15 protein-coding genes are annotated in these 18,950 nt (G+C 69.3%); 6 read left to right on the top strand and 9 right to left on the bottom strand.

Features of this window, described 5'->3' with window-relative positions; all coding sequences use genetic code 11:
* Together ACLJPD_RS00440 and ACLJPD_RS00435 are read right to left on the bottom strand one after the other, a co-directional pair.
* Nucleotides 1–2,499 (bottom strand): DEAD/DEAH box helicase, encoded by a 2,499-nt coding sequence (locus tag ACLJPD_RS00440; protein ID WP_410869661.1) that lies wholly within the window; start codon nucleotides 2,497–2,499, stop codon nucleotides 1–3.
* Between the two features lie 77 nt (nucleotides 2,500–2,576).
* A complete protein-coding gene (locus ACLJPD_RS00435) occupies nucleotides 2,577–3,521 on the bottom strand; it encodes a proteasome assembly chaperone family protein (RefSeq protein WP_410869660.1) in 945 nt (314 codons plus the stop codon).
* A 285-nt stretch (nucleotides 3,522–3,806) separates the two neighbouring features.
* Here ACLJPD_RS00435 and ACLJPD_RS00430 point away from each other — a divergent pair, with 285 nt between their 5' ends.
* Together ACLJPD_RS00430 and ACLJPD_RS00425 are read left to right on the top strand one after the other, a co-directional pair.
* Nucleotides 3,807–4,529, top strand: coding sequence for a sensor domain-containing protein (locus ACLJPD_RS00430; RefSeq protein ID WP_410869659.1), 723 nt, complete (start codon nucleotides 3,807–3,809; stop codon nucleotides 4,527–4,529).
* 146 nt (nucleotides 4,530–4,675) lie between these two features.
* Nucleotides 4,676–5,842, top strand: a complete 1,167-nt coding sequence (locus tag ACLJPD_RS00425; RefSeq protein WP_410869658.1) for a DUF4192 domain-containing protein — start codon at nucleotides 4,676–4,678, stop codon at nucleotides 5,840–5,842.
* A gap of 73 nt (nucleotides 5,843–5,915) precedes the next feature.
* On the opposite strand, the gene galE is transcribed toward ACLJPD_RS00425, so the two are convergent.
* Nucleotides 5,916–6,896, bottom strand: a complete 981-nt coding sequence (gene galE, locus ACLJPD_RS00420) for a UDP-glucose 4-epimerase GalE (protein ID WP_410869657.1) — start codon at nucleotides 6,894–6,896, stop codon at nucleotides 5,916–5,918.
* Between the two features lie 3 nt (nucleotides 6,897–6,899).
* Nucleotides 6,900–7,586 carry a metal-dependent transcriptional regulator gene (locus ACLJPD_RS00415; RefSeq protein WP_410869656.1) on the bottom strand — a complete coding sequence of 229 codons (687 nt, stop codon included), beginning with the start codon at nucleotides 7,584–7,586 and terminating at the stop codon, nucleotides 6,900–6,902.
* A gap of 129 nt (nucleotides 7,587–7,715) precedes the next feature.
* Here ACLJPD_RS00415 and ACLJPD_RS00410 point away from each other — a divergent pair, with 129 nt between their 5' ends.
* Together ACLJPD_RS00410 and ACLJPD_RS00405 are read left to right on the top strand one after the other, a co-directional pair.
* Nucleotides 7,716–8,957 carry an acetoin utilization protein AcuC gene (locus ACLJPD_RS00410; RefSeq protein ID WP_410869655.1) on the top strand — a complete coding sequence of 414 codons (1,242 nt, stop codon included), beginning with the start codon at nucleotides 7,716–7,718 and terminating at the stop codon, nucleotides 8,955–8,957.
* Entirely contained in the window at nucleotides 8,950–11,844 is a 2,895-nt protein-coding gene (locus ACLJPD_RS00405; RefSeq protein ID WP_410869654.1) for a GNAT family N-acetyltransferase, read from the top strand. The genes ACLJPD_RS00410 and ACLJPD_RS00405 overlap by 8 nt, the downstream gene beginning before the upstream one ends.
* 155 nt (nucleotides 11,845–11,999) lie before the next feature.
* On the opposite strand, the gene ACLJPD_RS00400 is transcribed toward ACLJPD_RS00405, so the two are convergent.
* From ACLJPD_RS00400 to ACLJPD_RS00390, 3 genes are all read right to left on the bottom strand, one after another.
* Nucleotides 12,000–12,968 carry a sigma-70 family RNA polymerase sigma factor gene (locus ACLJPD_RS00400; RefSeq protein WP_410869653.1) on the bottom strand — a complete coding sequence of 323 codons (969 nt, stop codon included), beginning with the start codon at nucleotides 12,966–12,968 and terminating at the stop codon, nucleotides 12,000–12,002.
* Nucleotides 12,969–13,137: 169 nt separating this feature from the next.
* Entirely contained in the window at nucleotides 13,138–14,637 is a 1,500-nt protein-coding gene (locus ACLJPD_RS00395) for a methyltransferase (protein ID WP_410869652.1), read from the bottom strand.
* Nucleotides 14,638–14,761: 124 nt separating this feature from the next.
* Nucleotides 14,762–15,499, bottom strand: a complete 738-nt coding sequence (locus ACLJPD_RS00390) for a VOC family protein (protein ID WP_410869651.1) — start codon at nucleotides 15,497–15,499, stop codon at nucleotides 14,762–14,764.
* A gap of 266 nt (nucleotides 15,500–15,765) precedes the next feature.
* Between ACLJPD_RS00390 and ACLJPD_RS00385 the strand changes: the two genes are divergently transcribed.
* A complete protein-coding gene (locus ACLJPD_RS00385; RefSeq protein ID WP_410871869.1) occupies nucleotides 15,766–17,040 on the top strand; it encodes an MFS transporter in 1,275 nt (424 codons plus the stop codon).
* Between the two features lie 23 nt (nucleotides 17,041–17,063).
* Here ACLJPD_RS00385 and ACLJPD_RS00380 read toward each other — a convergent pair whose 3' ends face one another.
* Complete coding sequence (locus tag ACLJPD_RS00380) at nucleotides 17,064–17,420, bottom strand: DUF3099 domain-containing protein (RefSeq protein WP_410871868.1); 357 nt, start codon at nucleotides 17,418–17,420, stop codon at nucleotides 17,064–17,066.
* Between the two features lie 143 nt (nucleotides 17,421–17,563).
* Between ACLJPD_RS00380 and ACLJPD_RS00375 the strand changes: the two genes are divergently transcribed.
* Nucleotides 17,564–17,803 carry a DUF3039 domain-containing protein gene (locus tag ACLJPD_RS00375; RefSeq protein WP_056815556.1) on the top strand — a complete coding sequence of 80 codons (240 nt, stop codon included), beginning with the start codon at nucleotides 17,564–17,566 and terminating at the stop codon, nucleotides 17,801–17,803.
* Here the strand turns inward: ACLJPD_RS00375 and ACLJPD_RS00370 are convergent.
* The gene (locus ACLJPD_RS00370; RefSeq protein ID WP_410869650.1) at nucleotides 17,773–18,930 is read right to left on the bottom strand and encodes a YihY/virulence factor BrkB family protein; all 1,158 of its coding nucleotides are present in this window, start codon (nucleotides 18,928–18,930) and stop codon (nucleotides 17,773–17,775) included. The genes ACLJPD_RS00375 and ACLJPD_RS00370 overlap by 31 nt on opposite strands.
* Between the last annotated feature and the right edge of the window lie 20 nt (nucleotides 18,931–18,950).

Here is an 18,950-nt window from a genome sequence, read left to right as displayed (position 1 = left end):
TCAGCCCGCCGCGACTGTGACCTCGTCGAACACGACCTCGCCCGCGGCGTCGGACTCCTCGAGGTCCACGATCGCCGTCAGCGCCCAGCCGTGATCGCCGGCCGGGTCGTCGATCACTTGGCGCACATGCCAGAAACCGGGCCGCTGCTCCACCTGGAACAGCTGTGGGCCGCGTGCGTCGGGGCCGGTGCCGATCGTGGCGTACTCGTCGAAGTAAGGGGCGAAGTCCTCGGCCCAGTCGGGTCCCGTGCCGAGTTGGTCGAGTTCGTACCAGCGGCGTCGCGACGCCAGCTCCACGCGGCGGAACATCGCGTTGCGGACCATGATTCGGAAGGCGCGTTCGTTGGCGGTGATCGGGCGCACCGTTTCGGCGCCGAACGCGATCTGCTGGGCGTCGTTCTCGGCGCCCGGGTTGGTGAGCTGCTCCCACTCGTCGAGCAGGCTGGAATCGACCTGGCGGATCAGTTCGCCGAGCCATTCGGTGAGATCGTCGAGATCCTCGGTGCGCGCGGCATCGGGCACGGTACGGCGCAGGGCACGGTAGGCGTCGGCGAGGTAGCGCAGCACCACGCCTTCGGAGCGGGTCAGCTCGTAGTGTGAGATCAGTTCGGCGAAGGTCATCGCGCGCTCGATCATGTCGCGCACCACCGACTTCGGTGACGGCGCGAATTCGGAGACCCAGGGGTGCCCGGCCCGGTAGGTCTCGAACATCGGATCGATCAGCTCGGCCAGCGGCTTGGGCCAGGTGACCTCTTCGAGCAGCTCCATCCGCTCCTCGTATTCGATGCCGTCGGCCTTCATCTCGTTGACGGCGACACCACGGGCCTTGTGCTGCTGGGCCATCAGCAGCTGGCGCGGATCCTCGAGGGTGGCCTCGATCAGGGAGACCACATCGAGTGTGTAGGTGGGACTCTCACGATCGAGAAGGTCGAACGCGGCCAGCGCGAACGGCGACAGTGGTTGGTCCAGCGCGAAATCGCGTTGCAGGTCGACGGTGAGCCGCGCCATCCGGCCCTTCGCGTCGGGTTCGGAAAGTTGTTGCACCACACCGGCATCGCGCAGCGAACGGTAGAGCCGCAGGGCTCGCAGGATGTGCTTGCGCTGTGCGGGACGCGGCTCGTGGTTGTCCTCGAGCAGGTGACGCATCGCGTAGAAGCAGTTGCCAGGGCGGGCGATTACATTGAGCAGCATCGAGTTCGTCACCGCGAAGCGCGACACCATCGGCTCCGGCGGGGCGGCGATCAGGCGGTCGAAGGTTTCCTCGCTCCATGACACGAAACCCTCGGGAGGCTTGCGGCGCACCACTCTTCGCTGCTTCTTCGGGTCGTCGCCCGCCTTGGCGATGAGGCGGGTGTTCTCGACTTCGTGTTCGGGGGCCTGCACCACTACGGTGCCCATGGTGTCGTAGCCCGCGCGGCCCGCACGGCCGGCGATCTGATGGAACTCGCGGGCTTTGAGCCTGCGGGTGCGCACGCCGTCGTATTTGGTCAGGCCGGTGAGCAACACCGTCCGAATCGGCACATTGATGCCGACGCCGAGCGTGTCGGTACCGCACACCACTTTCAACAGGCCGTCCTGGGCGAGCTTCTCCACCAGGCGGCGGTATTTGGGCAGCATGCCCGCGTGGTGCACGCCGATACCGTGGCGGATCAGCCGCGACAGCGTCTTGCCGAAGCCCGACGCGAACCGGAAATCGCCGATGGCAGTGGCGATCGCGTCCTTCTCGGCGCGGGAGGCGAAGTTCACGCTCGTCAGCGCCTGCGCGCGTTCGAGCGCGGCGGCCTGGGTGAAGTGCACGACGTAGACCGGCGCCTGATGAGTGGTCACCAGTTCTTCGAGAGTTTCGGTGATGGGGGTACGCACGTACGAGAATGTCAGTGGGACAGGGCGTTCGGTGCCCGCGACGACCGTGGTGGAACGGCCCGTGCGCGCCTCGAGATCGGTGGCGAAGAAGTCCACCTCGCCCAGCGTCGCCGACATCAGCAGGAACTGGGCGCGGGGCAGCTCGATGATCGGCACCTGCCACGCCCACCCGCGGTCGGGATCGGCGTAGAAATGGAACTCGTCCATCACGATCTGGCCGACCTCGGCCGCCGCACCCTCGCGCAACGCCAGGTTCGCCAGGATCTCGGCGGTGGCGCAGATGATCGGGGCGTCGGCGTTGACCGCCGCGTCACCGGTCACCATGCCGACGTTCGCCGCGCCGAACACCTCGCACAACGCGAAGAATTTCTCGCTGACCAAGGCCTTGATCGGCGCGGTGTAGTAACTGCGCTGTCCGTTGGCCATCGCGAACAGGTGCGCGCCGACCGCCACCAGCGACTTTCCGGAGCCGGTCGGGGTCGCCAGAATGACATTCGACCCCGACGCCAATTCCATCAGCGCCTCGTCCTGCGCTGGATACAGGGTTGTGCCCTGCTCGGCAGCCCACGCCGCGAACGACTCGTAGAGTGCGTCGGCGTCGGTCCCGGGAATTTCCAGTAGGTCGGTCAGATCCACTCCGACAACCCTAGTGTGCGCAGCGTGTGAAGCCCTCGTCGGCCACGCACGGCCGCAGGTACGCCCAGTGGGCTGGGTCAGTCCTTACCGTCGCCCGCGGTGTCGTCGTAACCGCCCTGCTCGGCCAGGAAGCGCTCGAACTCCGCGCCGAGCTCCTCACCGCTGGGCAGCTCACCGTCGGCGGCCAACAAGCTGGACTGCTGTTCCTGGGCGGTGACGAAACTGTCGTACTGGCGTTCCAGCGCCGTGACGACCGTCTCCACCTCCTCGTTGCCCGCGATATGCTCGGCGACCTGCTCACGCACGCGCGCGGCCGCCTCACCCAGCGCCGAGAGCGGCAGGTCAAGGCCCGCGTTCTCGGCGAAATTCTCCAGCAGCGTCTGCGCGGCCTCCGGGTAGTCGGTCTGGGCCAGGTAGTGCGGCACATGCACCGAGAACCCGAGCGATTCGTGGCCGTGCTGCGCCATCCGGTACTCGAGCAGCGACGACGCGCTACCCGGCACCTGCAACTCGCCCGGCCAGCGCTGATGCTCACCGATCAGCGAGCGATCCGAGGAATGGGCGGTGACCCCGAGCGGACGGGTGTGCGGGATCGCCATCGGGATCGCCGACAGACCGATCGTGCGGCGCACGCCGAGCTGCTCGGCCAGCAGCCGCACCGCGGTGGTGAACTTCTCCCAGCGCAGATCCGGTTCCAGGCCCGAGAGCAGTAGGAACGGGGTACCCGCGGTATCGCGCAGCGCCCACAGGTTCAGTTCCGGCTCGGCGTAATCGGCGAAGTGATCGGTCTTGAACGTCATCAGCGGGCGGCGCGAACGGTAATCGAGCAACTCGTCGACATCGAACGACGCGACCAGCTCCGATTCGAGGCTCTCGCGCAGGTGCGTGGTCGCCAAGCGCACGGCGTGGCCGGCGTCGGTGAAACCTTCCAGCCCGTGCACCAGCACGGGGCCCGCACCGTCGTCCGCGGACAACTGCGGGGCCGGGAACTCCAGTTCGTACATATGCGACTGGTCATCCATCGCGTTTCTCCTTCCTGCGCGGTCCACCATCGCTCGCGGGGTGGGGAAGCGGATCTCCATTGTCCCCCACGCGAGCAGTGCCATCACACACGGCCGGGGATGGCTCGTCCTGGTAGGCAACATCATGGGCGTCGTTCGCATTCCCGACAGGTGTGGCGAGCGGGGTTCTGACGGTTGTCGTCGGCGTCGCTCGCATTCCCGACAGGTGTGGCGAGCGGGCTCAGCGCACTCCCTTTCGGCGTGGCATGAGCGGGCCGATCGGCGTGGTGGGGCACAGTGGACGGTGTGAACGTGGCGCAGGCGACACCGATCCGCGCGGGTGATCCCGGCCTGCGTCGCTGGTGGCTGGGGTTGGCGGCGTTGTCGTTCGCGCTGGCCGGATGTGGGGACAGCGTCAGCGGAACGCCGGTCGCCGAGAGCGCGGTGGCGGTGCGACAGGTCGAAGGCGCGCTGGCCGACCTGCTGCCTGCACCTGCGCGGTTTCCGGCGAAGTATCCGGCGGTCGTGCTGCCAGCGCAGGCAGCGACGGCGGCCGCGGGTGACCTCGACGGCGTGGGCGCGGGCGCGACGGTGCGCCCCGCCGAGTGCGCACCGACCGACACCGAGCCCGGTGGGGAACCGGCGGCGGTGGCTGTCGGCACCGACGATGCGAGCCGCGCGACCTTGACCGTCGAGCTGTCGCGCAGCGCTGAACTGGTCTCTGGGCTGCGCGATCGACTCAACGGGTGCGGGCAGATGCAGGTTTCGCGGGCGGGAGCGGGGTCGACCGTCACCACCGCGCTCGATCAGGTCGTCCCAGCGGGCGCCGACGACGCGATAGCGTTGCGGCGCACCGTGGTTCCCGACGTCGGTGGTGTCGGGCTGACCCAGACGATGCAGACCTCGATCGGGCAGATCGGCGACGTGCGCATCACGGTGACATCGATGACTTTCGGTGCGGGGCAACCGGATACGGCCGCCGTGGACGAGATGTTCGCGACCACCGTTGCCTCCGTGCGCGGGAGCTGAAGCGTCTACCACGAGGCGGTGACAGATTCGCCCACGGCGCAGCGCCGTAACCGGGATCACTCCACAGCTTCGCCGCTACTCACAGGGCAGATGAATGCCCAGGTCGCCGCATGGGTGGTGCGGCGGGCACCGGGCACGGTGGAGCCATGACGCCTTCGACGAACTCCACCCGCCGGGCCCAGCGCTCCGGACCGTTTCCCCGCGCACTCGGCTGCGCCGAATCGAACCCCCGCTACACCGGCGGATTGCCACGCCCGCCGCTGCGGGTCGACGAACCCGGCGAACTGATCGCCGCCCTGCCCGCGATGCTCGGCTTCGTCCCCGAACGATCCCTCGTTGTCGCCGTGCTGCACGCGGTGGCGGGCGGGGCGTCCGAGGCGATCGAGGCGGTGGTGCGCTTCGACCTCGATGTGGCCACCGACGTGCGGCTGCTCGATCAGTTCATCGCCTGCCTCGGATCGATCTGCTTGCGCGAAGAGGCGACCGGGGTGCTGGCCGTCTTCGTCGAGGACCGCGCCGAGTTCGAGGGCGAGGAGGTCCTGCGGGCGGCAGATCTGATCAGCGTGCTGGTCGAGGACGGAATCGCGGTTCGTGGGGCCTGGTCGGTGCCCGCGATCGCGGCGGGCGAGCGCTATCGCAGCGTGTTCGGCACGTTCGGCACCGGCCTGGTCGCCGATCCGTTGTCCTCGATCGTCGCGGTGTCACATGTGCTGGAAGGCAAGCAGATTCGCGGTTCCCGCCAGGAGATGTCGGCCCTGATGATCCCCGACGACCTGCTGAGCGCGCGGGTGCGGACCCAGCTCGCGGCGGCGGACGCGCGGTACCGCGGTGGGCTGACGGCGGCGACGCGGGCCGGGAACGCGGTGGCCTACCAGCGGCGGGCACTGGAGTGGGTGCTGTGGCAGATCGCCGACACCGCTTCCGGCGCACCCCGCGACGAACGCGAACTCGCGCGACTGGCCGCGACCCTGCGCGACCGGCCGATCCGCGATGCCATGTACGGGCTGGCGCTGGGCGACCATGCCGAGGCCGCCGAACTGCTGTGGGCGCAGCTGGCCCGCGCCACGCCGGGCCGCGACCGCGCCGAGGCCGCGGCTCTGCTCGGTTTCAGCGCCTACCTGCGCGGTGACGGACCGTTCGCCGGGGTCGCGATCGCCGCCGCCGTGGCGGCCGATGCCGAGCATTCGATGGCGGTGCTGCTGGAGACCTCGCTGCAAACCGGGCTGCGGCCCGAACGGCTGCGCAAACTCGCACACTGCGGGCACCAGGTCGCGGCCGACCTCGGTGTCGACATCGGCCCGATCGTCGGGTGAGGCAACTGATCTGGTGGCCGCTGACGACGATCCGGCGGCCACCGTCGGTGATTCAGCGGGCGCTGTGGGTGATTCAGCGGGCGCTGTGGGCTTTCGTACCGAGGGAACGCAGGAAATCCCAGGCGTCGGTGACGATCTCGTCGAGGTCGTTGTGCTCGGGCCGCCAACCCAGTTCGGCGACCGCGTGGTCGCTGGAGGCGATCAGAACGGCCGGATCGCCCGCGCGGCGCGGTGCGTCGATCGTCTCGATCGGCAGGCCGGTGACCCGCTCACACGCCGAGATCACTTCGCGCACCGAGAAACCCGTGCCCGAACCGAGGTTGCAGATCCGGTGCGTGCCCGGCTGCGACGACGACAGCGCGAGCAGATGCGCCTGCGCCAGATCGCGGATGTGGATGTAGTCGCGCACACACGTACCGTCCGGCGTCGGCCAGTCGGTGCCGTACACCGAAATGGCCTTGCGATGACCCAGCGCCACCTGCAACACAAGGGGGATCAGATGTGTTTCCACGACCCGGTTCTCGCCGAGCCCGGCATAGGCGCCCGCCACGTTGAAGTAGCGCAGGCTGGTCGCGGCCAGGTCGTGCGCTGCCGCGTAGGAGGTGATGGCGTGATCGATGGCCAGCTTGCTCGCACCGTAGGGGTTGGTGGGGCGAGTGGGCGAGGCCTCGGTGATCGGGACCTGCTCGGGCTCGCCGTACACCGCGGCCGTGGAGGAGAACACCAGGCGCGGCGTGCCGGTCTCGCGGATCGCCTCGAGCAGCGTCAGCGTCTTGACGACATTGCCGTGCCAGTACTTCTCCGGTTTCTCGACCGACTCGCCGACCAGCGACTGCGCCGCGAAATGCAGGACGCCGTCGAAGGATTCGGCACGCAGCAGGTCGGGGGCGGCAACGGCGATATCGCCGTCGACGAACCGGGCACCGGCTGGGACACCGTCGGCGTTACCGGTCGAGAGGTCGTCAACGACGACCACCTCGTGCCCGGATTCGAGCAGGACAGCGGCGCAGACGCCGCCCACGTAGCCGGCGCCGCCGGTGACAAGAAGTTTCACGTATCAGACCAGCCTCACCTGGACGGCATGCGCCATCTCTTCGGACAGTTCGAAACCGCTGTGGCCCGGCACTGTGATCAGCACCGCACCCGGCTTGGTCTCCACGGTAACGCGGGCATCGGGCACCACGCCCGCCTCACGCAACCGCCCGATGACCTCGGGGTCGGTCTGGATGTGCTCGGCCAGCCTGCGCACGACCACCGCGTGCAGCGCGCCGTTGGGCAGATCGGAGAGCCGGATCAGCTTCTCCTCGGCGGCGGACGCGTCGGCGAGGCCGAGTTCGTCCAGGCCGGGGATGGGGTTGCCGTAGGGCGAGGTGGTGGGGTGATTGAGCACCTCGATCAGGCGCCGCTCCACCTCCTCGCTCATCACGTGCTCCCAGCGACACGCCTCGGCGTGGACGTTCTCCCAGTCCAAACCGATTATGTCGACCAGCAACCGCTCGGCGAGCCGGTGCTTGCGCATCACCGACACAGCCATGGACCTGCCCTTGTCGGTGAGCTCGAGATGGCGGTCGCCCGCGACGAGCAACAGGCCGTCGCGCTCCATCCGCGCGACCGTCTGGCTCACCGTCGGACCACTCTGCTCGAGGCGTTCGGCGATACGCGCCCGCAAGGGCACCACGCCCTCTTCCTCGAGGTCGTAGATGGTACGGAGATACATCTCCGTGGTGTCGACCAGATCCTTCACCTGATACCCCTTCGTCAACACGAATTCTACCCACGCGCGAACGCCGGTCCGCCCGTCGGACCAGCGGCCCTATTTCTACTGCATGTCAACGCCACACGGGGTCCGCTGCTTCCGGCTAGCGTGGCGAGTATGGTCACGTCGCCGCGCAGCGAACCCACAGGGACCGTCGTGTGGACCGAGCGATTTCTCGGCTACACCTGGAGTCCGGAGCATCCGATGAAGCCGGCGCGCCTGCAATACACCATGTCGCTGGCCGAAAGCCTAGGTCTTCTCGAAGGTGTCGAACCGTTGGCACCCGGCGCGGCCACCGAAGCCGACCTGATGCGGGTCCACAGCGGCTCCTACATCGAGGCGGTGCGCCGGGCGGGCAACGGCCCGCCGACGCCCGAGGACGCCGTATATGGGCTCGGAACCGCGGACAATCCGGTGTTCCCGCGCATGCACGAAGCGGCGTCGGTGATCGTGGGCGGCACGCTCGCGGCCGCAGGCGAGATCGCGGCGGGGCGTACCCGGCGCGCGGTGAGCATCGGCGGCGGAATGCACCACGCCATGCGGGATTCGGCGGCCGGGTTCTGTGTCTACAACGATGCCGCGATCGCTATTTCGTGGCTGCTCGATCACGGCTTCGACCGCATCGCCTACCTCGATGTCGACGTCCATCACGGCGACGGGGTGCAACGCGCCTTCTATGCCGATCCCCGAGTGCTCACCGTGTCACTGCACCAGCATCCGGCGACGTTGTGGCCCAACACCGGCTGGCCGGAGGAGACCGGGGTCGGCGCGGCCGAAGGCACCTCGATCAATCTACCGTTGCTGCCCGGAACACGGGATGCACAGTGGCTGAGAGGATTTCACGCGGTGGTGCCCGGCGCGGTGGCGGCGTTCCGGCCGCAGATCATCGTCAGCCAGTGCGGTGTCGACACCCACCGCGAAGATCCGCTCGCCGATCTGGAACTCACCGTCGACGGCCAGCGGGCGGCCTTCCTCGCGATGCGCGAGCTCGCCGACGAACACGCCGAAGGGCGATGGCTGGCCATCGGCGGCGGCGGATACGGCGTGGTGCGGGTGGTGCCGCGAGCCTGGACCCACCTGCTCGCCGCGGCACTCGACCGGCCGCTCGCCCCCGAAACGCCGGTGCCCGCCGACTGGATCGAACAGGTGCGAGCATCCGCGCCGCGAGTACAACCACCGACGACCATGGGCGACGGCGGCGACACCGCCTACCGTGCCTGGGACGGCCCCGGTGGCACACCCGAGATCGGCGATGCGGGCCAGATCCGCGCGCAGCGCGCGGTCGACACCGCCATCACGGCCACCCGACGGGCGAGTTTCGGCCTGCTCGGGCTCGACCCGGAGGACCCCCGTGACTGAGCCACTGCTGCCCGACACCTCCGACACGCCCGCGAATCCGCCCGCGCCACCCCAACACTGGTACGGCGATGTGCTCGCCGCCGACGGCGGCGTGGTCCAGGTGCGCCCGATCGTGCCCGCCGATGCCGACGCGCTCGCCGCCTTTCACACCGGCCTGTCCGACCGCACCCGGTACCTGCGCTATTTCGGTCCGTACCCGCAGATCTCGCCGAAGGACATGTACCGCACCACCCATGTCGACTACCGCGATCGGGTCGGGCTCGTCGCGGTGCTCGGGACGGCCGTCATCGGGGTGGCCCGCTACGAACTGCTCGCCCGGCCGGGGCCACGCGCGGCCGAGGTGGCCTTCGTGATCGCCGACGAGCACCAGGGACGTGGACTCGGCTCGGTGCTGCTCGAGCACCTCGCCGGTGCCGCGGCCGAGAACGAGGTGGTCGCGTTCGTCGCCGAGGTGCTGGCCGAGAACGAGGCCATGATCACAGTCTTCCGAGAGGCGGGCTACCAACTGCAGCGCAGTCGCGACGGTTCCGAAGTGCACCTCGAATTCGCCATCGACCCCACCGAAGCGCTGCGCACCGTGCGGGATTCGCGCGAGGCGGCCTCGGAAGCACGCAGCGTCGGCAATCTGCTCGCCCCCGGTTCGGTCGCGGTGATCGGTGCCTCGCCGGAACAGACCCGCGTCGGCGGTGCCGTCCTGGCGAACCTGCTCGCAGGCGGTTTCAGCGGGCCGGTGTTCCCGGTGAACCTGCACCGGCGTTCGGTGCGCGGCGTGCGGGCCTACGCCACGGTGCGCGAGATCCCCGACGAGGTGGACCTGGCGGTGGTAGCGGTGCCGCCCGCCGCGATCGGGGCGGTCCTCGACGATTGCATGGCCAAGGGAGTCAAGGGCCTGGTCGTGCTGACCGCGGGCTTCGGCGAGACCGGGGTGGCCGGGCTGGCCGCCGAACACGACCTGGTGGCCGCGGCACGCGGGCACGGCATGCGGGTGGTCGGGCCGAGCGCACTCGGCATCGCCAACACCGACCCAGCGGTCGGCCTGAACGCCACCCTGGCCCCGGTCCTCCCCGAGCGCGGACGGATCGGATTCTTCTGCCAATCCGGCCCGCTCGGTGCGGCGATTCTCGGCGAGGCCGCGGCCCGCAACCTCGGCTTGTCGACGTTCGTCTCGGCAGGCAACCGAGCCGATGTCTCGGGCAACGATCTGCTCCAGTACTGGGACACCGCCGCCGACACCGAGGTGATCCTGCTGTACCTGGAGAGCTTCGGTAACCCGCGCAAGTTCTCCCGGCTGGCCCGCCGGGTGGCCCGCGGCAAACCGATCGTCGCGGTGAGCAGCGGCCGCCTCGCCGCGGGCGCCGACATGGACCGCACGGTGGTCCGCGACCTGTTCGGCCAAGCCGGCATCATCCAGGTCGACTCCATCTCCGAATTGTTCGACTGCGCCGCCCTGCTGGCCTGTCAGCCGCTACCTAAGGGTTCCCGGGTCGCCGTGGTCGGCAACAGCGCCGCACTGAACTGGCTGGCGATCGACGCCGCCCGCAGCGAAGGGCTGCGGGTGCATCGGCCCATCACAGCTGTCGACCGAGGTCCCGGCGCCCGCCCGACCGAGCGGCGGGCAGGCCGGGATTCCGATCGTGCGGAGCAGGGTTCGGATCGTGTCGGCCGGACCAAGTGGGGCGTGCGTAGCGCTCGGCGGTCCGGCCGTGGTGCGGACAGCGTCGAGCCCCCCGAGCGGACTACGGACGGTCCCGAGCCCATCGAGCGGGGAGCGGTCGGTGTGGGAGTCGACGGGCCGGTGGACCTCGGACCGGAGGCCACGCCCGCCGACTTCAGGGAAGCGGTCCTCGCCGCGCTGCGCAGCGACGAGGTCGACGCGGTGATCGTCGTGGTCGCTCCGCCGGTGCCGGTGCCGATGGAGGGCTTCGGGGATGCTTTGCGGGCGGCTGCCGCGGCAGCGCCGGAAAAGCCGGTGCTCACCACATTTGTCGCGGCATCGGGCATTCCGCGGCAGTTGGCGGTGCGTACCACCGCGGGTGCGCCTGCGCGCGGATCCATCCCGTCCTACCCGGACCCGGAGCGGGCCGCGCGTGCGCTGGCCAGGGTCGACCGGTACGCGCGCTGGCGGGACCGGCCGATCTCGCCGGTAGTGCGCCCGCCCGGGATCGACACCACGGCCGCGGCGGCACTCGTGGAGGGCTGGTTGGCGGATTCGGGCGGACGCTGGCTCACCGACGAGGAGGCGGTGCTGCTACTCGACTGCTACGGCATCGACGTGGTCGAGTTCCGGGCGGTGCGCGATGCTGAACAGGCAGTCGCCGCGGCTGACGAACTGGGCTATCCGGTGGCAGCCAAGGCCACCGGGGAACTGTGGCGGCGTCGGCCCGATCTGATCGGCGTGCGCTTGGACCTGTGGGGGCCGGACGCGGTCCGTCAGGCTTACACCGACCTGGTGGAGATCTGCGGAGATCCGCTGCTGCACGTGCAGAAGATGGCGACCAAGGGGGTCGGCTGCGTGCTGCGCGTCACCGATGACCCCTCGTTCGGGTCGGTCATCCAATTCGGCCTCTCCGGCATGATCATCGACCTGCTCGGCGATCGCGCCTACCGCGCACTACCGCTGACCCAGGAGGAGGCGAGCGCGCTCATCGACGCGCCACGAGCAGCGCCACTGCTGTCGGAGGGCCCGGGCCGAACGGGGGTCGACAAGGCGGCCCTCGCCGAACTGGCCCAACGTATCTCGGCCCTGTTCGACGACATCCCTCAGATGCGCGAACTCTCGTGCGATCCCGTGCTCGCCGCCTCGGCCTCGGCGGAGATCATCTACGCCCGAGCCCGCATCGGCCCCGAACCCAGCCGCTTCGACACCGGCCCCCGCCGATTGGCCTGAGGCGCGATGCCCTGACCTGCTGCTCCCCGCCGGGGGATCCGATGCGGGGTCGGGTGAACGAACAACGCCGACCGGCTCGCGACCCGGAGGGGAGGGTTCGCGGTCGCCGGTCGGCGTTTCGGCAGACGACCCCGTGGGGTCGTCGAGTTCTCGGATCAGCTGGCGTAGGCGCGCAAACGGTCGGCGCGGTCGCCCTTGCGCAGCTTGGACATGACCTCGCGCTCGATCTGGCGCACCCGCTCACGGGACAGGCCGAACAGCTTGCCGATCTGGTCCAGGGTGCGCGGCTGGCCGTCGTCGAGGCCGAAGCGCAGGCGGATGACCTGCTGCTCGCGCTCGTCGAGGGTGGCCAGGACGCTGCGCACATCGTGGTGCAGCAGGCCGGCGATGACGGCGTTCTCGGCGGAGGTGGCCTCGGAGTCTTCGATGAAGTCGCCGAGCGGGGCCTCCTCGTCGTTGCCGACGGGCATGTCCAGGCTCACCGGGTCGCGGCTGTGGTCGAGCAGGTCGGCGATCTTCTCCACCGGGATGCCCGACTCGTTGGCGAGTTCGGCGTCGGTGGCCTCGCGGCCCAGCTGCTGGTGCAGTTCACGCTTGATCCTGGCCAGCTTGTTCACCTGTTCGACCAGGTGCACGGGCAGCCGGATGGTGCGGCTCTGATCGGCCATGCCGCGGGTGATGGCCTGACGGATCCACCAGGTGGCATAGGTGGAGAACTTGAAGCCCTTGGCGTAATCGAACTTCTCCATGGCGCGGATCAGTCCGAGGTTGCCCTCCTGGATCAGGTCGAGCAGCGGCATGCCGCGGCCGGTGTAGCGCTTGGCCAGGGATACGACCAGACGCAGGTTGGCCTCGAGCAGGTGCGAGCGGGCGGCAGCGCCCTCGCGGACCAGGATCGCCAGATCACGCTTGCGAGCCGCCGTCAACCGCTTCCCGGTCGACAGCAGGTTCTGGGCATACAGGCCCGCCTCGATGCGCTTGGCCAGTTCGACCTCGTCGGCCGCCGTGAGCAGTGCCGTGCGACCGATTCCGTTGAGGTACACGCGTACCAGATCGGCTGCGGGGCTCTGGGCGTCGATATCGGCCTCGCTGGGGCGCAAACGAGTGGTGGCGGGGCTTGTCATGACTTGCCTCCTGTCGGTGGTGTCTCATTCCGATCAACGGATCCGACTTAGAGAAAGTTCCCGATCTCGCGGTTGATAAACCGCTCTGAGCTGCTGGTTTCCACCCCAACGGCTGAGAAGTTCCTGAGAAGAGCGCCGTAGTCGGAACTTGCCCCCATCGACGCGAGCCTCAGACGGGTCGCACCAGTCCGTGCCGGACCAGTCCGGCGACCACGCCGAGTGCCCGGTCCGCGAATTCCGGTGTGACCTGCTCGGCTCCGTCGGCGAGAGCGAGTAGTTCGATCAGTTCGTACAACGGCAGCCCGTCGGGTCGCATTCCCGCGACCAGGGCGAGGGTCGACTCGTCGACCTCGTGCTGCCAGCGCGGTCCGTCGCCGCGATGCAGCCGGGCGACCTGCTCGGTCCAGCCGAACTCGCCGGGCAGGAACACCCGTTCCAGCGCGGTCGCCGGGCTGGGCGCGAAACGGGATGTCCACGCGAGGTTTTCGTCGGTGGCCACCGCGCGCAGCCACGCCGATCGTGCGAAATAGCCTGCCACCTCGGTGCCGAGGGGGTCGTCGAAACCATGGGTGAGGTCCTCGGCGAGGAGTTCGGTGGGGCCGTCGATCGCACGCAGATAGACGAACCCGAACCCGACGCCCTCGACGTCGGCGGCCTCGAAGGCGTCGAGCCACCGTGCCGCCTGTTCCTGGGCGGCCGGGTCACGCGGGTCAAGGCCCGCGTCGCGCAGCCAGGTGCCGACATAGAGGGCGGGATCGGCGACGTCGCGCTGCACGACCCACGCGTCGACACCGTGCGCGGGCAACCAGCCCGACACGCGCCGGCGCCAGTCCTCACCGTCCACGTGCACCCAGGCGGCGAGCATCGCCGCGGTTCCGCCGGGTGCCAGCAGCTCGGGTGCCTGTCCGATGACCAGTTCGCTGGCGCCGTCGAGGGCGAGCCCGGAGTCGCGGTAGGTGTGTTCGACGCGTGCCGGGCCCACCACGAACGGCGGATTGGCCACCACCTGATCGAAGCGCCGCCCGGCCACCGGCTCGAACCAGGACCCCTCGAGCAGTTCGATGTCGAGTTCGTTGAGCGCGGCCGTGGCCTGTGCCAGCCACAGGGCCCGCGCGTTGACGTCGGTGGCGGTGACCCGGCCCGCGTAACCCGCCGCGTGCACCGCCTGTACACCGCAGCCGGTACCCAGATCCAGCACGGTGCCGACGGGTTCGGTGGGGGTGGCCCGCAGCAAGGACAGCGACGCGTGCCCGACGCCGAGGACGTGATCGGCGGTGAGTGTGCGCCGCCGCATCGAATCGTCGAGATCGGACAGGATCCATCGGGTACCGGCGCCGGCATCGAGCGGCCGCAGATCCAGCGCGGCCCGTACTTGGTCACCCTCGCGGGTGAGCAGACCCGCTGCCACCGCCGCGTCGATGCGCACCGGCGCCAGCGCGGCCCCGACCTCGCGCTCCGACAGCACGTCGCCCAGCAGCAACAACCGCACCAGCGTGCCGAGGTCACCGGCTGCCCGTGCGGCTCGGCGCACCGGCACCGGCTCCGAACGGCTCAGTGCCGCATGCACATCCGGCCCCAACGCCTCGACCAGGGTATCGGCGTCGTAACCGACACGGATCAGCGCGGTACGCAGGTCCGGGCACAGCGCGGTGAGCAGGGAGTCGGTCATCGTCGGGTTCGTAGGCACCGGCCTACTCTGCCAGGACCGCGAGTACGAAGATCGACCAGCTGGCGCTGCGTGTCGCCGCGCGCGCGGCGTCGCGGAGGCGTCAGCGGGCGGTCAGGGGCACAGCTCAGCCGGTGTAGGGGTCTCTGGGAGTCACGCAGTACAAGGCGTTTCCGGGGTCGCGCATGACGATCCACTTCGCGGCGTCGGTGACCCGGGTGGCGCCGAGGGTTTCGTGCCAGGCGGCGGTGGCGGTCATGTTCGAGGAGGCCAGGTCGGCGTGCGCGCCTGCCGGGCGCGGGTCGTCCAGGCGTTGGAGCAGGAAGTGCAGTGGCTGGTCGGGGCCGCGTAGGCGGGAAAATTCCGGACGGCTGCTCGGCCCCGCGGTCCACTGCGTGAGCGCTTGCCAGAAGGTGGTGTCGGCGTCGCTGTCGGCGGGGGAGACGTCGAGGCAGATCTGGTCGAGGCGGGTGACCGTGCCGTCGGGCGCGGTGGTGACCGTGACGGGCGCCGGTTCCCGGCCGGCTTGCTCGGCAGACGGCGTGAGGCAGAAGGTCTGTCCCGCAGGAGATTCCAGCACAGTGTAGTCGGGTAGCTCGGCGACGACGCGGGCACCGAGTCCGGTCGCGGTCGCGACCGCCGCGGGGATGTCGTCGACATCGAGGTCGAGATGGATGCCCCCGTCGCCGGTGACCGCTTGCATCTTGATCCACGCGGGTCCGGTGGCGGGCAGCAGCGTGCGGAACTCGTCGTGTTCGCCGCGCGGCGCCGACAGGGTGGAGTCGGTGATCTTCGCCCAGAAGCGCGCGCAGTCGGCGAACGTGTCGGCGGGCCGATCCAGAAATCCCCAGGTCCAGCGAATCATGCTGTCTCCCTTCCGATGAGAGGCCGCCACGGATCCATCACCTGGTTCCGGTTCGCCCGACCGGGCAGCGCGGGTGGTCCTGTCCGAACGGTAGGCGGTGCGGGCTTCGCTGTCGACACGTTCTGTCGCACCAGAGAATGGCAGGATATTGACGAAACATGTCACATCGGCCACTCGTTCGACTGGTGGTGATCCGGCAGTCTGAGTGAGTGACCGATCTCCGTGCGCCCCTACCGCCCACCGGCGACGACGCGGCCGAAAATCCCATCACCACAACGGTATCGGTCACCGACGAACGTCACAGACTTCACCCCGCGTGGATCGTGGCGGGCGTCGGATTCGTCGCGCTGCTCGGGGCGGCGGCCTTCCGCTCGGTCCCCAGCGTCCTCATCGATCCGCTGCACACCGAATTCGGGTGGTCGCACGCGACGATCTCCACCGCCATCTCCCTGAACATGCTGCTCTACGGTCTGATTTCGCCGTTCGCGGCCGCGCTGATGGACCGGTTCGGCATTCGCCGGGTCGTGTGTTCGGCGCTGGTGCTGATCGCCGCGGGCAGCGGGTTGACGGTGTTCATGACACAGGCGTGGCAGCTGGTGGCGACCTGGGGGCTGCTGGTCGGCATCGGTGTCGGGTCGATGTCGATGCCGTTCGTCGCCACCATCACCGGCCGCTGGTTCGTCCAGAGCCGTGGCCTGGTCACCGGCGTGCTCACCGCGGCGGGCGCCACCGGTCAGCTGGTGTTCCTGCCCTTGGTGTCGATGCTCGCCCACGCGCACGGCTGGCGATTGCCGTCGCTGATCGTGGCGGCGGTGGCACTCGCGGTGGTGCCGCTGGTGTGGCTCTTCGTGCGGGACTATCCCAGCGACGTCGGTATGCGCGCCTACGGGGCACCCGCCGGTTCGGACGCCGGCGTGCGAGTCCCGATCGCAGGCGGCGCCAACCGGGCGCTGACAGTACTGGCCTCGGCCGCGCGCAGACCCGGGTTCTGGCTGTTGGCAGGCGGTTTCGCGATCTGTGGTGCCTCGACGAACGGCCTCGTCGGCACCCATTTCGTCACCGCGGCCCACGACCACGGCATGCCGCCGACCACCGCGGCCGGACTCCTCGCGCTGGTCGGGATCTTCGATGTGGCGGGCACCATCGCCTCGGGTTGGCTCTCCGACCGCGTCGACCCGCGCTACCTGCTGCTCGGCTACTACTCGCTGCGTGGGCTCTCGCTACTGATCCTGCCGTCGCTGCTCGGCCCGCACACCGAGCCGAGCATGTGGGTGTTCATCGTGTTCTACGGCCTCGACTGGATCGCGACCGTCCCGCCCACCGTGCTGCTGTGCCGCGAACTCTTCGGCGCCGACGGCGCTATCGCGTTCGGCTGGGTCTTCGCCGCCCATCAGGTCGGCGCCGCCGTCGCCGCCACCGGCGCGGGCTTCATCCGCGACGTCCATGGCTCCTACGACCTCGCCTGGTACGTGGCGGGCGCCCTCTGCGGCATCGCGGCGATCATGTCGATGCTGGTCCGCAGACCGAAAACCGCCGTGTAGCCGAGGACCTGCGGCACCAGCCGCTATTCCAGCTCCCTGTGGTGTCCGGATTCCAGTGCGATCTGGTTGTTGCGGCCGTCCCAACGACTGGGTTCGTCCTTGGTTCGCGGCGGTCGGTCGTTGGCGATCAACACCGCGATCCACGGCAACGGCACCGAGGCGGCCAGGATCAGGATCGAGAGCAGCGGGTTCTCGAACGCGCTGTAGGCGATCGCGGCCAGGATCAGGCAGGGGATCCGGAAGGCCATGATGAACGTGTAGCGGCGCACCCTGGCGCGATGCTGGTCCTCGAGCGAGGGCGCGGCCTCGGTGATCAGCACCGCGTGCTCGGCGGGGGCGGGCCGGAAGAACCCGCGCGAGGGCCTCGGCTCGGCGGGCATGGTCACGTCCGGGTCCGGCTTCGGTTCGTCGGCGCTGGAGGCATCGCCGTAGGACTGCATACCCCGAGTCTTCCACTCGGCGTCAGCGAGCGCACACGCGGCTGGTCAGCGGTCCGGGCCGAGGATGCGGCATCATGGAGGGCGTGAGTACAGACACTCTGGTACGCCCGGAAACCACGACCGACGAGACGACCAGCGACGACACCCCCAAATTCTTCCATTACGTGAAGAAGGACCGGATCGCCGAGAGTGCCGTGATGGGCACGATGGTCGTCGCCCTGTGCGGCGAGGTCTTCCCCGTGACGCGTTCGGCCAAGCCCGGTTCGCCCGTGTGCCCGGATTGCAAGAAGGTCTACGAGGGCTTGCGCAAGGACGGCGACTGAGCCGAACGCTGCGTCGACGACGCCGGTGCCTCGGGTGAGGCGTCGGCGATGTCGTCGTGCTCGTCTTCGTCGTCACCACGCACCTGACTGCTGATCCAGTCCTTGACCTGCTCCATCCGGGTGGCTCTGGCAGGCCAGAACTCCTGCACGGCGGCGTTGAACTCCGCGCCGAGGATCACCGCGAACCCGAGAAAGTACGTGAACAGCAGGAACGCGATCGGGGTGGCCAGCGCGCCGTAACTCACCCCGGTGGCGGTGACCCACGACAGATACCGGCGCAGCAGGTCGCTGGCCGCCATGAAGAAGACCCCGGCCACCAGCGCGCCGCCGAAGAGCCGATGCCACGGCAGCGATTTGTGCAGCGCCAGCTTGTAGAGCGTGGTCAGCCCGACGATCAGCAGCACGCCGACGATCGGGTAGTAGAACGTGTCGATCAGCCGCAACCCGGGCTCGCGCCACGCCTCGGGCAGCACCCGCCCGATCCGGGTCGGTCCCAGCGCGATCATCGGCAGAATGAGCACCGCGGCGATCAGGAACTGCACGTACAGCAGCAGTGCGAAGATCCGCTGCCAGATCGGATGCCGGGCGTCCTGCTGTCCGTGTGCGGCCACGATGGCGTCGACGAAGGTGGCCATCGCCGAGGACCCGGCCCACAGCGACAGCACGAAGCCCGCCGACACCACCGCGCCGCGTCCCTTGCCGAGCACGTCGTCGACAGTCGGTTCGATCAGCTCCGAGACCACCGACGGGCTGAAGAAATCACGGCTGAACGCGATGATCTTGCTCTCCACGATCAACACGGTGTCGGGCCCGAACAACCCGCCCACGTAGCCCAAACTGCCGAGCAGACCGAGCAGCAGCGGTGTCAGCGACAGCGTCTGCCAGAACGCCGCGGCCGCGGACTTGTCGAAGATCGCGTTGTCCCAGCACTTGACCGAGACCCGGACCACCAGCCGCCATGCTGTCGACAGCCACCGCGCCCACCAGCCGCGATCGCTGCGACGTTGCGGGGCGGCCCGCGCGCCGCCGGGGGGGCGTGTGGGCGAGTCGCTCGGCGCGAGCGCCTGCGCCGGGTGCGTCGCGTCGGCAGCCGGGACCTGGTCGTTGTTCATCTCGTTGTCAAGCATCCCTCACGTCGGGGGTCTGC

This window comes from Nocardia sp. A7, from assembly GCF_046549215.1.
In the GTDB taxonomy this organism is placed as follows: Bacteria; Actinomycetota; Actinomycetes; order Mycobacteriales; family Mycobacteriaceae; genus Nocardia.
The sequence above is the reverse complement of the archived record's forward strand: the minus strand, read 5'-3'. Positions and strand labels throughout refer to the sequence as shown.